This is a genomic window from Sulfolobus tengchongensis, assembly GCF_036967215.1.
In the GTDB taxonomy this organism is placed as follows: Archaea; Thermoproteota; Thermoprotei_A; order Sulfolobales; family Sulfolobaceae; genus Saccharolobus; species Saccharolobus tengchongensis_A.
In genome coordinates this window covers 1,303,663-1,316,442 of record NZ_CP146016.1, presented here as the reverse complement: position 1 = coordinate 1,316,442, position 12,780 = coordinate 1,303,663, and the positions used below count along the sequence as shown (strand labels likewise).

The following is a 12,780-nucleotide window of genomic DNA, read 5'->3' as shown; positions in this document are numbered from 1 at the left end:
CCTTATTCACTTTGACTATTTTTACCATTGCCATATAAAAAGCATGCAACGCTATGAGAGCGTCCAAACAGCTTAGGTTCATTCTCACCACAAATACTCATTGCATAAGGACATCGTAACCTATAAGAACATCCCTTATCTACTCTCTCATAATTAATTTTCACGTTGGTCTCTCTTCGTAAGTTATCTATTGAAGGAGTTATCTTCATTAAATCTTGAGTATAAGGATGTAATGGATCTCCTAATATTTCTTCTAAATCACCACTCTCGACTATCCTTCCAGCAAACATAACTATTGCGTTACCCTTACCAACTAGATGATAAAAGTATCTTGCTATCGGAATATCATGAGTAATGAAAACCATCGCTAAATTTAATCTATTCTTTACCTCAGCTAACGTATTTAATATACCGATCCTTAAGGAAGCATCAACCATAGTTACTGGCTCATCTGCTACAACCAGATTTGGACTCACAGAAAGACTTCTTGCTATGTTTAATCTTTGTTTTTGACCACCAGAAAGTTGGTGAGGATACTTTTTTTAAAAAATCTTGAGCAGGAGTAAGTTTAACTAACTCTAACAGATTAATTATTCGCTTCCTTAACTCATCCTTACTTATCTTTTCCCAACGTAATATTGGAGCCGATAATATTTCCTCTACAGTCTTGTTAAAAGGAAGCGTAGAATAAGGATCTTGAGGAATTAATTGCACCTCCCTCCTATATACTTTAAATATTTTCCTTTTAGATTTCCAGATATCATAACCCTTGTAGATTACATTTCCCTTATTTGGTTTTTGTAATCCCACAATTACACGTCCTAAAGTAGTTTTACCAGCGCCACTTTCACCTAATACTATAAGTAAATCTCCTTGGCCCATATTTAGTGAGATCTCGTTAAGAGCGTAAAATTCCCTTTTTTTAAATAACCCAATTTTCTCCTCAAAGAACACTGAGACGTTTTTAAGTTCAATAAGATCCATATAGATGACACCTCACTTTTCTGTCTTTAACTATGTGAATTTGGGGCAATTCGCTACATTTCTCAAAAGCCTTTGAGCATCTGTTTAAAAATGGACATCCTTTATTTCTGATTTGAATAATTTCCTCTGAGGGAATATTAATTGGTCTTATTTCACCTTTTAAAGGTGGGATCGAAGAGATGAGCAGAGAGGTATAGGGATTTAATGGGTTTTTAACGATATCTTCAGTTTCTCCTTCTTCCATAACATAACCCTTATACATAACCAGTAATCTATTGGCTATTTGCGCTATGTTAAGTATATCATGTGTGACATATATTATCGTTATTCCCAGTTGTTGATTAATGTCTTTTATCAGTTTCAAAATTAATTCTTGATTAAGCATATCTAACGCACTAGCTGGTTCATCCATTAGTACTAATTTAGGATTTAGTAAGAGACTTAACGCGATCATAATCCTTTGTTTCATTCCACCTGACAACTGAAAAGGGTACATATTAAGTACGCGCTTAGGATCAAGACCGACCAGTTTTAATAGATCAGTTGCTCTACTAGTTATCTCTGCTTCATCGTCTTCGCCATGACTCACGGCCTCGTAATAAAAAATCTTGCGAATGGGCAAGACTGGATTTAAAGCGTTCTGGCTAGCTTGAGGAACATAAGATATTTCTTTCCATAATAGTCTTCTAAAATCATCTTCATTCATTGAAAGCAGATCAACACCATTAAAAATTACTCTTCCAGAAATTATTTTGCCAGGGGGTTTTATTGCCCTCAGTATCGCACTAATTAAAGTCGACTTACCAGAACCGCTCTCACCTATAATACCTAAAATCTCACCCCTTTGTACTTCAAAACTCACATCATTAACTGCCCTTATGATTCGGTTATTGCCCTCATCATAAATAACTGTAAGATTTGATACCTCTAATATCATATACATATTAATGTGAAGTCCATAACTTAAAGCTCTTTCTCTAAGAAATAAAAGGGAGTAATAAGATAATAGATAATATGCAAAATAAGCTAACTGAGTATTTAATACTGTTATGGAAGAATAAAAAATCTAGAATCGGGCTCATAATTGTAGTTTTCTACATACTAATAGCCGTATTCGGACAGATTATATTTCCTAAAACGTATTCACTACAACCTAGTCCAAGTACGATATTCATGCCTCCACAAATATCAAACTTTTATCTTATCTTTGGTACTGGTCCATTTGCAGAAAGTATATTGGTCCAAATAATTCAAGGTGCTGAATCAGTAGTCGAAATCAGCTTCTTAGCTGGCCTATTTGCCACCCTAATAGGTATTGCAGTTGGAATAGTTGCTGGTTATGTTGGTGGAATCGTTGATAATATTCTCATGGGAATTACTGACATTATCTTAACTTTACCTAGTCTCATACTGATAATAATAATAGTAAGTGCATTTAAAACGAGTAATCCGATCTTTCTTTCCTTAATACTAAGCATAACCAGTTGGGCCGGACTAGCAAGATCTGTAAGATCACAAGTTTTAGTAATTAGAAATTCTCCAACAATAGAGGTACTTAAAGTATTGGGATTAACTAGGAGGTACATAATATTTAGAGAAGTTGTACCAACTTTAGGCTCGTATATTGCAATACATTATATTTTTAACGTAGAATCTGCAGTATATGCGGAGGTAGGTTTATATTATTTAGGAGTGTTACCATACAATCCAAATAATTGGGGTGCTATGATTCAACAAGCGTTAAGTTATGGTGCAGCATTAGGTGGTAAGGCTGTATATTACCTCTTCTTTCCTACAGTAGCAATAATAGGCTTCATGGCTGGTCTTATTTTATTAAGTTATGGAATTGACGAAATAACTAATCCCAGGATAAGAACCTATTAACATTTATTTTGAGAAAAAATTTAAAAAAAAAAATGAAGGAATTACTTCTTATTATATCTCTACACAACATTATTACTTTATCTTCTTCTCATAAGTAGCAGTACAGCCACAATAATAACAATGATAATGATAACTACAGCAATGACAATCGGAATAATTGGAATAGATGAAACTGCTGTTGTAACAGTAGTCGGGGTTATTAACGTTGAAGTTGTTGTAACAGTAGTGGTAGATGTAGCTACCGAGGTAGTTGTGACAGAAGTGGTAGTAGTCACTGAAGTTGTTGTCGTTGTAACTGAAGTAGTAGTTACTATAGTACTTTTATAAAGTGGGACATACCAATAGTCAATAAGAGCTTGTACCATTGCGGTACCACCTATTCCATACTGTGCCTCTTCCCATATCCATGAATTAGCGGGTGGTGCAGCTATAAGTAATGATGGATTAACAATCACGTAATTCTCTACAGATACTAACGGTAATATCGGAAGCAAATATTGATTCATATAGTATGATAATTCTTGATTAGCTTGTACCAATTGTTGTGTACTATTTGGAGACTCAGTTTCTTGAAGTAACTTATAAAAGTCTATTACAGTACCATTAGGCAATGTAATATTTTCATCCCATTGAGTCACATTCCATGGATATCCACCAAAATATGAAAGTACTAAACTCCATGGGGCAGTGTCAGGAGAATATGAACTACCCCAATTTTCGAACCATAAATCGTAACCTGTTCCATTTTGCCATGCTTGATGCCACTGGCTTACCACAGTATATATATGTAACTGCACATTAATACCAAATTCTTGAAGTTCCTTTTGTACCTCCTCCATCATCGCTAAAGCCTGAGTAGGTGGACTACCTGCACTTAAAATTAGAGTAAATGGCGTGCCATTTGGAGTATACCAAACTCCAGATTTTTGATAAAACCCTACACTTTCTAGTAATTGTGCAGCTTTTGTCAAGTTAGTGTTATACGGATTTAACGAAGAGTAATATTGTGGTGATGTCATAAATGAATAATACGATACATTAGGAATTGCATTAGGAATACTTACCGGAGACGTTAAAGGCCCTCCTACTGCCGCTATTGCTGACCTATTCAGTATGTATGCAATTGCAGCTCTAACCTGATAATATCTAAGCCAAGGATTCTTCAGATTAAATGCTATACCCCATCCGAAAGTCTGAGGTATTTTGATCAGTTCGAGAGTAGTTGGTAGACTCTCTAGTTGTGTAGGAGATAATCCAGTTAGGCCAGACCAATCTATTGATACTTGCTGACCAGTTATTGCCGCAGCAGCTAAGTCTGCTTGGCCATATTGGTATATCACAACTTGATTAAATGGTATATATTTTGCGTCATAATAGTAAGGATTCTTATTTAGAACTATTTCACTAGATGTTAATTGAGATAAGTAAAATGGACCATCATATGGATAGGTTGCTGCGTTAGGCTTAAAATTCTTAATTTCATTACGTATGTTATTAATAATTTGTTGAGCCAGTTTCATATCACTGGTATTCTGTATCTTTGTCCAATTACCTAAAATCTGATTTATTATGGGTTTCCATATTTGATAGGGTATTATAATTGCAACTTCACCTAATCCTGCTGTATTTATAAGCGTACATGTATACAATATAGGTGATAATTGACCTTTAGGCCAGGTTTCAACCAATGTGTAATTATTAATAACAGTGTAATTAGGGAACGGAGGAGCTCCAAACATATCCAATACTAGGCATGTTGCCATAAGGTCATAAGCAGTTAGTGGTTGACCATTACTCCACCCTGTATCATTCCTTATAATTAATGTAACGTTAATAGGCTGCTTTTGCCATACTTGTTGCCAATTAGGTGGAGAAAAGTTCCATGAGACTACTATCACTGGTATCATTTGAGAATTAGTGACATTAACTATTGCTGAATACGCATAAAGAAGACCATAAAATGAACCTCCTAAACCTCCTGCAAATATGTTGGGATTATAAGTTGAAAGTGAAGAATACCCAATTATGTTAGAATTATACCAGGATAGAGTAAGTGTAGATGGAAGTGCAGAAGTTTGTGACGTTGATATTATAGCTCCACTTAATGAGAAGAGCATTACGGATATAGAGAGTATTATACCTAACTCTAATACTAACTCCTTCCGCATAAATATTAATTAAGTTTTTCATACTAATAAAGTTTATTCAAACGTTAATTAGCCTAATGGAAACGCTTATATTTGATTAAAAAATAATAGTAACATATGAATTATAAATGGTTAATTAGGAGATTAGCATCAGCAATATTAGCTATATTTGTAACTATAGTCATAAGCTGGGCTTTACTAGAATTTTCTCCTTATTCACCCGCAAATTACATAATGCAGTTTATAAGCCCACAAGATTTTGCACAAAAACCTGCATTATACGCCTCGCTAATACAATATCTAAATACCCTCAGACCTCATGGAAATCCTATTATCAACGCTGTAAATTATATTTCAAATGTATTACACGGAAACTTAGGAGTATCAATAATAAGTGACGTCCCCGTAACTCAATTAATTGCCTCTGCACTACCATGGACATTATTTATAGTAGTTACATCGCTTCTAATAAGTTTCTTCTTGGGTATAAGAATAGGACAAAAGTTAGGATATATAAGAGGCAGCAAAGCTGACTCCGCAACAACAGTTTCCTTATCTATATTAAGATCAATACCGGTTTACATATATGCTGTCTTACTAGTTTACATTCTAGGATTTACTTTTCATGTACTACCTACTGGAGGTGCTTATAGTATAAATGTGACTCCAGGATTGAACTTGCCCTTTATAATCAGCGTATTATATCACGCTTTATTGCCCATTGTTACTCTAACCCTAGTTAACTTAGTAGGATGGATATTACAGATGAGAGCAAATACAATTTATGTGCTTGGTGAGGATTTCGTTAACTTTGCTGAAATTTCTGGAATAAAAAAGGATATCATAGAGAAGAAGTACATAGGAAAAAATGCGATACTGCCTCTTTATACTAGTTTAATAATAGCAATTGGTTTTTCATTTAGTGGTTCGGTATTTGTAGAGCAAACATTCTCGTATCCAGGAGTAGGTCTATTACTGATTAACGCAATAACCTCAAATGATTATCCAACGGAAATGGGAGTATTTATTATAATTATTGCTGCAGTGGTAATTGGAAACTTGATAGCTGACCTAACGTATTCTTTCCTAGATCCCAGAGCTAAGGTGGGTGAAGATTAATGGAAGCCTACAGAACCTTACTGGCTGTAGGGTATACATTACTGTTCCTTGACTTATTCTCTCTAATCATATATAGAAGTGAGAGTACGTTATTTCCTCAAATAGTTGTTTTACTCCTATCCATATTTATCATTGTTTACTCTATAATTCAGATAAGGAATCTAAAATAGCTTTCTTGAAATTGGTATCAGAGTTAAAAAGATTAGTATATGTAGGATCTTCCTTATCATTTATCATAATTTTATTATCGAAAACAGAAATTCTTACAAAACGTAAATTTACGTTAGGAAACGTAGTCTGTAATTTTTCCAACACCATTTTGTATGCCAATCCGTATATCCTAGCAAGGGAAGATAAGGTAATCTCCTTCTCCCTTTTTTTGAAATAGTATCCAGAGTTGTATAGAATAGATAAAAGATAATCAGTTGTGTCTAGCCTTTCTTTCTCCTTTAATTGCTTTAGACTTTCATAGCCCTCTTTAAGCAATTCAATTACTTTGGGTAATGGAATTGGTTGAAGCCCATTTCCGTTAGATTCAATTGGAGAAACATCAGACCTTACTAGCAATATTCTAAGATAAGGTTTAGATATTTTGTCAAGAAAATATGCATCTATAAAAATGCCATTAACGTCATAAAAAGGTAATAGTTTCATCTTCTTCCCTTCCCACTTCTTATTTGTAAATAGTAACCCATAACTATCAAACCAATAATTATGAATAAAATTGAAGACGTGTAACCAATACCAGAAAACCACGAATTAAAAACTTCTATAGTAAATGATATTGAGGTCAAATTAGTGTAAGGCAATGTCCTAAACTGTATATATAAATTGCCAGAAATTGGCGATGTGTATATGATATGGAAGGAATTAACGCCACTTGCAACTTGTTGGGGCTCAAGACCTATAATGTATATGTCAACAGGGTTACTTGAAGTACCTTCGATTGAAATCGTATCATACTCTCTAACATGAATCGAAAAACCTTGCGCACTGGCCTCTGCTAGGGAAAACTCATCTTGCATTTTATACACTACTAAAGATGAATAGAAGTAGGTAAAAGAAAGAATCGAAACACCTATAATCAATATAGCTAAGGAGAGAAATAACGCTATTTTACTTCTTTTCACAAATTATCTTAATTCCTCCCTAAGTGATAAAGTTTATTTTCCAAACTTCAAAAGTTACGTACATGACAAAAATTTCCGAAATAGATGCATACCTTTTGGGGAAGGAAGTAACTAGCGCACAATGGGCATCTTTAATGGTATTGGTTAAGGTTACTACTACAGATGGAAAAGTAGGTTGGGGAGAGACCGTAAGCGCTTTGAGAGCAGAAGCAGTTGTAAATTTCGTTAAGAAGATAAATAAGGTATTGAAGGGTAGTGATGTATTCAATGTAGAAAAGAATAGATTAGAGTGGTATAAACATGATTTCAATCTAAGCATTTCTTTAGAATCAACAACTGCTTACAGTGCAGTTGACATAGCTTCATGGGATATAATAGGAAAAGAGCTTGGTGCTCCAATTTACAAACTATTGGGTGGCAAAACAAGAGACAAAATACTTGTATATGCTAATGGTTGGTATCAGAATTGCGTAACTCCAGAGGATTTTGCAGAGAAGGCTAAGGAAGTAGTAAAGAAGGGTTATAGAGCATTGAAGTTCGACCCATTTGGTCCTCATTTTAACGATATCTCTAAAAAAGGCTTAGATATAGCTGAGGAAAGAGTAAAGGCTGTTAGAGAAGCCGTCGGTGATAACGTTGATATTTTGATAGAGCATCATGGCAGATTCAACGCTAACTCCGCAATTATGATAGCTAAAAGATTAGAAAAATATCACCCATTATTTATGGAAGAACCTGTGCATCCAGAAGATATTGAGGGACTTAAAAAATATAGATCTAGTGTTAATTTAAAGGTAGCCTTAGGCGAGAGGATCATAAATAAGAATCAGGCATTGTACTTTATGAAAGAGGGGTTGGTTGATTATTTACAAGCTGATTTATATAGAATTGGTGGAGTAACTGAGACGAAAAAAGTAGTGGGGATCGCTGAAGCTTTTGATGTGCTAATGGCTTTCCATAATGCGCAAGGACCAGTATTAAATGCAGTTACATTACAATTTGATGCGTTTATACCTAACTTCCTTATACAAGAATCCTTTTATGATTGGTTCCCTCAATGGAAGAAAGATTTAATATATAATGGTACTCCAGTGGATAATGGATACGCTATAATACCAGAAAGACCAGGCATAGGAATTGATGTTAATGAGAAAATGCTAGATGAGCTGAAAGTCAAAGGGGAAGAATACTTTAATCCAGAAGAGCCTGTATGGGTAGTTAAGGGGACATGGAAGGAATGAACTATGTCAAGAAGGGTAGTGCATTTCAAAGCGTCTAGTAATAAATCTTACTATACAAGAGGAGGAAGTAAGTTTGGAAGAACCATACAAAGTGAATAAGATAAAGAAATGGCTTCTGTCCTTTTGAACGAGTAAAACCGAATTTGGGAAGACTTAAAACTAGACTAAAGTATTTTCACTATAAAACAATTAGGCTTTCTTTATAATTTTGCAATTATATTTCGCCCTTTGTTATTTCTTCTGGATCTGGTTTTCGGCTTATTAACCTTCCCCCATCAATTACTATCTCTGTTCCCATAATAAACGTATTTAGATCAGAAGCTAAAAATGCTAATAAATATGCGATTTCAGAAGTCCTTCCCATTCTTCCTAGCAAGGTAGCCGCTCTTTTATCCAAATCTAGCGATGGTTCGTCATTTTTAGAGTAAATTGACCCTGGTAGCACTGTAATAACTTGTATACCATATTTGCCTAAATCAACAGCCATACTTCTACTCATGGATATTTGCCCTCCCTTCGTAGTAACATATGGGAAAGAATTTTCTAAAGGAAATTTAGATTGTATAGCAGAAATATTAATTATTTTACCCTTAGTTTTGTTCTTGATCATTAATCTGGCAGCCATTTTAGATAGTAAAAATTGAGCAGTTAAATTTAGATTTATCATTTCATCCCATTCCTCTAATGTAGTATCAAGAACTGAGAACCTAGAATTCCTAGATGCATTATTTATTAGTACGTGAATTTCTCCAACATTTTTCTCATACCATTCTATAAAATTCAATAGCTCTTTCCTATTAGCTAGATCTACTTTTTCAAAATGGACATTATTGGGTAAAATTCCCTCCTTCTTGTCTATAACATAAACCGTTGCGTTTAACTTGGTGAATAAATCAACAGTTTTTAATCCTATGCCAGAAGTCCCACCAGTTATAAGACATACCTTCCCACTAAGATCTATATTAAGCATAAATAAAAGTATATGATTAAAAATAAATAAGTTTATGAGAGAATATATAATATAAGATGTTAAGTTATAGATATAAATATCTGAAATCCTTATATGCATTATATATTACAATAAATGTCATAGTTTTTTCTGTACTTTTTTATTTTATAGACTATATAAAATGATGATAAATTGTGATATTCCATTTCGTTTAATCACTCAAATCATACTGCTATTATTACAATAAAAACTTTTTAACGCCCATAGGATCTTTACCATAAATGTAGCAAAAACTCTTAAACTAATATACGATACAATATATAATGATCCTAAATCTAATTAAGGACCAGAAAATTACACTGAAGCCATTAATTCTTCCAATAATTCTTCTAGTAATTGCTATAAATCCTTTCGTTGAGAGTATCGAATTTTACGAGCCCGCAGTCTACATGATATCACATTATTTAGTCTATTTTTCTGGAATATATATTGGATATAGATACTTTAAAGGAGATTTAATATCGCTGATTTTAGGCTTAATTCCTCCAATAATTTGGCATCTACCTTATTTTTTTGCATTAGGAGCCGCTTTTATAACATTTAGAGCGATATTGGAAATAACCTTATTAGTAGGAGGAATTTTAGCTGGATCCACAATTAAATACATGAAATTCTATCTAAAAGTGACCTTATTTGCACTTTGGATGCTAGGAGATACAGCTCTCGCTATAATATTTATTGTATCACTTCCAATATATTCAAATTTAGACTTCAAATTCTCACCTTACTCGCCCTCTTCTCTTCCATTGGCAGGGGTTTCAATGTTTATAGCTATGAATGTATTTTTAGGCTATGTATTAGCTAAATATATAAAAGGAATAGTAGGATAATAGAATTGCCTTTCCCTATTATGAACAATGTACTAAGTTACAATAGGTTAAAACGATTCTGCTTTGTGAGATATTAATTGTAAACGATGTATAGCATAAATTTCTCTCAATACGTTTATGATTTTACTTATATGAGCGGAAATTTGTGTGATGGGAATTCTCAGAATTATGGGGTTTTTCAAAATTTACGTTACTATTTCACATCCTCTTCATAGCAAAAATAACGTTCAAAATAAGATAGTTTACAAATCCGTTATAGTTTAAATAAATAAAAATTAAATTGCGTAAAACAGAACCGAGGAAGTGCAGAATAACGATCCGAAGAATCCTAGCGCCATTAGATATGCATAATCTGGGTTTATCAATCCATAAAATGCTAATCCACCTGCTGCGGCTATTCCTATAAATAATAGGTTCAATAAGGACAATATATATACTTGCCTCATTCCTTCCCTAACTGATTGAGCTAGCATTGCTGCTCCGAAAAACCCTACTAGCATTGCGAGTGTTATGTGACTTGATAATATTAACGCCTCACTATAACTGTTTAATGGGAATTTATCATAAAACAATGTGGCAATTCCAGCATAGAATAGACCTGCTAGTAGAACAGTCTCAACTAGTGATATATATAACATTAGCCTACTAGGTCTTATTCTAGCTTGAGAAACTACCATCATGTTCACCCTCTTCTTATACCATATATTAGACAACCTGAAGCGGTTATAAGTGCAAATACAAAACCCATACCCATTTCAAATAGATAAGATACGTCTGTAAAACCGCCAAAATAAAACGAACCCATAAACGCGGCGAAAAGTACAGAAAGAACGTTAAGAAATGAAATTATTATTGCCCCTTTGTCCTTATAACTAACTGCAGCAGCCAATAAACCAACACTTAATACTGCAACTAAAATTGCACCATATAAATGCATTATTAATGGGACTCCTTGTAGAGGAAGATTATAAATAGCCAGCATCATACCACCGGCATATAATATTAACAAAATTGCTATTTCACCAGAGGCTATCGCAGGAATATAGTTCATTTTAGACATCATTTTACTCATTTCAAGGTATTTTTGATACATTAAATCAATAGCTCCCATTATTTTCACCTCTTATTGAAAGGTATTACCATCATCCTGAAGCTTCGTATAACAGTTGCTCGGAGTTTGATTAGAACTTAGCAACATTTTTGGACAACCAGTTGATTCATCATAAGAAGACAGATACGCGTAGCCAGAAAGATCACTAGTTCTTCCTAATATAACGGGGGCATTTAAGTTCATACCTATTGCGTACAAATAATCAGTATTAGAATCCCAATATAACTGCACATAAGGTAACGGTCTGACAGTTGGTCCAGTTAGTACTGCAGCCCCATGGTAAGGATCATATGTAGAACCATGACAATCACAATGTATCACAGCGGGAGCATTTGCTTGTTGTGCAGCTTGTAATGCAACTTGTGGCAAGAAATTAGGAGTAGGCAGTCCAACTTTCATATATTGAGGAGGATAGAAGTGTATTTCCGGTGGTGTACAACCTAAATGTTGGCATATAGCGGAATATGCCACAATTGACTTATTAGGTCCCACACCACCAGGGAATGTATATGTCTTACCATTTTCTGGTATTACTACGGTAGTCGGAGGAACTTGAATTGGATTGTTATTCTCGTCACCGAGATTTAATAGAAAAGTTATATCACCTTGCATTGGATATTCGAATAATAAGATTTCTGGACTATTAACTGGAATTTGTGAGGCTTTAATTGGATTTCCATTAGAATCAACTATAATTATCCAAGGAAACTGTTTTAAGCTTATTTCTGGCTGATTCAAATACGAAATTACAGGGATTGCACTTAGTACTGCTGCTGCTCCTATACCTATTAATATGCCCTTTAAGAAAGCTCTTCTACTTGGGTCTAACGGACCAACATTTTTTTCAGCATAATTAAATAAATAATCTCTACCACTCTTAACGAACTCTTTCTCATCAAATCTGGTCTTAGGATCTCTCATCTTTCTAAGTAACTTAAGCGCAAATATTAAATCGTCACGCTTGATGATTGGTATACCCTTAGCCATCTTACTTACCTAGCTTTACTTTACCATCAAACCTTAAAAATTTTATTTTTAAAATTCCATTGTAAATGTTCACTATTATTAACTACGATCACTACTATCTTATACGTTATTTTAAGGTATTAATTAATTTTTAAATAATGATGATACTTTTTAACTTTAGATTCTTACTTGACATATACTTCAGAAACAAAATTACTTAATTGCTTCTTGTTGCATTTTAAGATAGTATTGGAGTGTAGTCATGAAAATTAGTATGTAATACATAAAAAATAAAAACTTAATAAAGTTCCATTATATGAAAGTTCTAACATAAAACATTAATGGAAAACACTTGTACT

Annotated in this window: 12 protein-coding genes and 1 pseudogene; 4 read left to right on the top strand and 9 right to left on the bottom strand. The window is 33.8% G+C overall.

Annotated elements, in window-relative coordinates:
• Window positions 1-2 precede the first annotated feature (2 nt).
• A pseudogene (locus V6M85_RS06315) lies at window positions 3-984 on the bottom strand (ABC transporter ATP-binding protein).
• Window positions 971-1,921: an ABC transporter ATP-binding protein gene (locus V6M85_RS06310; protein WP_338604384.1), complete on the bottom strand. Its 951-nt coding sequence runs from the start codon at window positions 1,919-1,921 to the stop codon at window positions 971-973. Before V6M85_RS06310 ends, V6M85_RS06315 begins: the two are co-directional and overlap by 14 nt.
• Before the next feature lie 77 nt (window positions 1,922-1,998).
• On the opposite strand from V6M85_RS06310, the gene V6M85_RS06305 reads away from it, so the two are divergent.
• On the top strand, window positions 1,999-2,868 hold the full coding sequence (locus V6M85_RS06305; protein ID WP_338604381.1) for an ABC transporter permease: 870 nt from the start codon (window positions 1,999-2,001) through the stop codon (window positions 2,866-2,868).
• 77 nt (window positions 2,869-2,945) lie between these two features.
• Here the strand turns inward: V6M85_RS06305 and V6M85_RS06300 are convergent, their stop codons facing one another.
• Window positions 2,946-5,036 (bottom strand): ABC transporter substrate-binding protein, encoded by a 2,091-nt coding sequence (locus V6M85_RS06300; RefSeq protein WP_338604378.1) that lies wholly within the window; start codon window positions 5,034-5,036, stop codon window positions 2,946-2,948.
• A 96-nt stretch (window positions 5,037-5,132) separates the two neighbouring features.
• Between V6M85_RS06300 and V6M85_RS06295 the strand changes: the two genes are divergently transcribed.
• Window positions 5,133-6,134, top strand: a complete 1,002-nt coding sequence (locus tag V6M85_RS06295) for an ABC transporter permease (RefSeq protein ID WP_338604375.1) — start codon at window positions 5,133-5,135, stop codon at window positions 6,132-6,134.
• 141 nt (window positions 6,135-6,275) lie between these two features.
• Here V6M85_RS06295 and V6M85_RS06290 read toward each other — a convergent pair whose 3' ends face one another.
• Complete coding sequence (locus V6M85_RS06290) at window positions 6,276-6,788, bottom strand: hypothetical protein (RefSeq protein ID WP_338604373.1); 513 nt, start codon at window positions 6,786-6,788, stop codon at window positions 6,276-6,278.
• The gene (locus tag V6M85_RS06285; RefSeq protein WP_338604371.1) at window positions 6,785-7,264 is read right to left on the bottom strand and encodes a hypothetical protein; all 480 of its coding nucleotides are present in this window, start codon (window positions 7,262-7,264) and stop codon (window positions 6,785-6,787) included. Before V6M85_RS06285 ends, V6M85_RS06290 begins: the two co-directional genes overlap by 4 nt.
• Before the next feature lie 62 nt (window positions 7,265-7,326).
• Here V6M85_RS06285 and V6M85_RS06280 point away from each other — a divergent pair, with 62 nt between their 5' ends.
• Complete coding sequence (locus V6M85_RS06280) at window positions 7,327-8,505, top strand: mandelate racemase/muconate lactonizing enzyme family protein (protein WP_338604369.1); 1,179 nt, start codon at window positions 7,327-7,329, stop codon at window positions 8,503-8,505.
• Window positions 8,506-8,719: 214 nt separating this feature from the next.
• On the opposite strand, the gene V6M85_RS06275 is transcribed toward V6M85_RS06280, so the two are convergent.
• Window positions 8,720-9,475 carry an SDR family oxidoreductase gene (locus V6M85_RS06275; RefSeq protein ID WP_338604366.1) on the bottom strand — a complete coding sequence of 252 codons (756 nt, stop codon included), beginning with the start codon at window positions 9,473-9,475 and terminating at the stop codon, window positions 8,720-8,722.
• A 302-nt stretch (window positions 9,476-9,777) separates the two neighbouring features.
• Between V6M85_RS06275 and V6M85_RS06270 the strand changes: the two genes are divergently transcribed.
• Window positions 9,778-10,344, top strand: coding sequence for a DUF1404 domain-containing protein (locus V6M85_RS06270; protein ID WP_338604363.1), 567 nt, complete (start codon window positions 9,778-9,780; stop codon window positions 10,342-10,344).
• A 275-nt stretch (window positions 10,345-10,619) separates the two neighbouring features.
• On the opposite strand, the gene V6M85_RS06265 is transcribed toward V6M85_RS06270, so the two are convergent.
• Genes V6M85_RS06265 through V6M85_RS06255 form a run of 3 tightly spaced genes read right to left on the bottom strand, consistent with a single transcriptional unit; the run spans window position 10,620 to window position 12,442 of the window.
• On the bottom strand, window positions 10,620-11,021 hold the full coding sequence (locus V6M85_RS06265; protein WP_338604657.1) for a hypothetical protein: 402 nt from the start codon (window positions 11,019-11,021) through the stop codon (window positions 10,620-10,622).
• A gap of 5 nt (window positions 11,022-11,026) precedes the next feature.
• Entirely contained in the window at window positions 11,027-11,455 is a 429-nt protein-coding gene (locus V6M85_RS06260; RefSeq protein WP_338604361.1) for a hypothetical protein, read from the bottom strand.
• A 12-nt stretch (window positions 11,456-11,467) separates the two neighbouring features.
• Complete coding sequence (locus V6M85_RS06255; protein ID WP_338604358.1) at window positions 11,468-12,442, bottom strand: Rieske 2Fe-2S domain-containing protein; 975 nt, start codon at window positions 12,440-12,442, stop codon at window positions 11,468-11,470.
• Window positions 12,443-12,780: the final 338 nt, after the last annotated feature.

Coding starts and splice junctions, on each gene's coding strand:
- V6M85_RS06310 (WP_338604384.1), bottom strand. CDS start 1,921: ATGATATTAGAGGTATCAAATCTTACAGTTATTTATGATGAGGGCAAT.
- V6M85_RS06300 (WP_338604378.1), bottom strand. CDS start 5,036: ATGCGGAAGGAGTTAGTATTAGAGTTAGGTATAATACTCTCTATATCC.
- V6M85_RS06280 (WP_338604369.1), top strand. CDS start 7,327: ATGACAAAAATTTCCGAAATAGATGCATACCTTTTGGGGAAGGAAGTA.
- V6M85_RS06260 (WP_338604361.1), bottom strand. CDS start 11,455: ATGGGAGCTATTGATTTAATGTATCAAAAATACCTTGAAATGAGTAAA.
- V6M85_RS06275 (WP_338604366.1), bottom strand. CDS start 9,475: ATGCTTAATATAGATCTTAGTGGGAAGGTATGTCTTATAACTGGTGGG.
- V6M85_RS06255 (WP_338604358.1), bottom strand. CDS start 12,442: ATGGCTAAGGGTATACCAATCATCAAGCGTGACGATTTAATATTTGCG.
- V6M85_RS06305 (WP_338604381.1), top strand. CDS start 1,999: ATGCAAAATAAGCTAACTGAGTATTTAATACTGTTATGGAAGAATAAA.
- V6M85_RS06270 (WP_338604363.1), top strand. CDS start 9,778: ATGATCCTAAATCTAATTAAGGACCAGAAAATTACACTGAAGCCATTA.
- V6M85_RS06290 (WP_338604373.1), bottom strand. CDS start 6,788: ATGAAACTATTACCTTTTTATGACGTTAATGGCATTTTTATAGATGCA.
- V6M85_RS06295 (WP_338604375.1), top strand. CDS start 5,133: ATGAATTATAAATGGTTAATTAGGAGATTAGCATCAGCAATATTAGCT.
- V6M85_RS06265 (WP_338604657.1), bottom strand. CDS start 11,021: ATGGTAGTTTCTCAAGCTAGAATAAGACCTAGTAGGCTAATGTTATAT.